Here is a 1,524-nt window from a genome sequence, read left to right on the forward strand (position 1 = left end):
GCATGACGACTGAGTGCCAGCCCGAGCTCATCTTTCGCAATCCCTTTTCCGTTGTCACGAACACGAATAAGCTTGGCACCGCCTTTTTCGATATCGATATCGATTCGGGTTGCGCCAGAGTCGAGGCTATTTTCCACCAACTCTTTGATGACAGAGGCAGGTCTTTCGACCACTTCCCCTGCCGCAATTTGGTTGGCGAGCCTAGCTGGCAAAATTTTTATCGTCATAATGAGTTAGAAGCTCACTTACTTATTTGTTTGGAATGATCAGGACTTGCCCAACAGCAAGCTCGTCCGAGCGCAAGTTGTTTGCTTGGCGAATACTCGCAACGCTCACGCCATATTTGGACGCAATCTTACCAAGGTATTCCCCTCGCGCCACTTTGTGCTTGCGGATCGGCTTATCTTTCACTGCTACGGTGATCTTAAGTTTTTGACCGACCCATAATGTATCGGATTTTAAGTTGTTCTCACGACGAATATCCGACAGCTTCACTTTATAGTGGCTTGCGATCTTACCCAAGAACTCACCCGATTTAACGGTATGAGTAATCGTTTCAGTCTCTACTGTAATAGGCTTGCTTGGCACTTGGATCTTGCCAGCTGACGGAATACGCAGTTTTTGTCCAACCGCTAAGCTGGTCGATTTCAACTTGTTCTCAGCCATCAACGCTTTCGAGTTAGTACCGTATTTATTCGCAATCACAGACAGCGATTCACCACGCTTAACAATGTGCACCATTGGTTTAGAGGAAGGTGAGAACACCGTGCCTTCAGGTGGGTTATCTTTTAGATATTTAACCACCGCTTTAGAGATAGCCTGCGCTAACTTATCTTGGTGTGCGCGTTGGAACAGCAGTTTCTCTTCTGTTGGGTTAGAGATAAATCCAGTCTCTACAAGGACCGATGGAATTTGTGGCGAACGCAATACTGCCAAGCTAGTGTTGATTGGCTTGGTGTTGTGTAGATGCGCGACGCGTCCCATTTCACCCAAAATTTCGGTCGCCAACTAGTAACCTTCTTTTTGCGAATGGCTGAACTGGAGATCGAGCAAAGTTTGGTTCACGTTGCGGTCTTTCGTATTCGTGACAAATGCATTGCCAGAACCACCGAGCAGCTCAGACTGTTTCTCGTGGTTCTCAACCCAACGAGCAATCTCAGTGTTTGCGCGACGCGTATTCAATACGAATACCGATCCCCCACGAGGTTGTGGTGATGTGAACGCATCCGCGTGAACTGAGATTAACAGGTGCGCATCATTTTCGCGGGCAAATGCAACACGGCGGTTTAAGTTAACAAAGTAGTCACCGGTACGCGTCATGCGCGTTTTGATTCCCGGCGTCGCATCAAGTTGCGCTGCAAGCTTACGAGAAATGCTCAGTACCGCGTCTTTTTCATACTTGCGACGAGATGGACCAATTGAGCCAGGGTCTTCACCACCATGACCAGGATCGATCACGATCAATACTTCTTGAGCACGCTGTACGGTACTCATGTCTTTGCTGGTTGTCGCCGGTTTGCTTGG

Annotated in this window: 1 protein-coding gene and 1 pseudogene; both read right to left on the reverse strand. The window is 48.2% G+C overall.

What is annotated here, in order from left to right:
* The coding region (locus R7Q47_RS24130; protein ID WP_318089721.1) for an ATP-binding protein at positions 1-227 on the reverse strand (227 nt) is incomplete at its 3' end.
* A 22-nt stretch (positions 228-249) separates the two neighbouring features.
* Positions 250-1,524: pseudogene (locus R7Q47_RS24135) on the reverse strand (N-acetylmuramoyl-L-alanine amidase); the annotation flags it as partial.

The organism is Vibrio sp. Vb0349 (assembly GCF_033338975.1).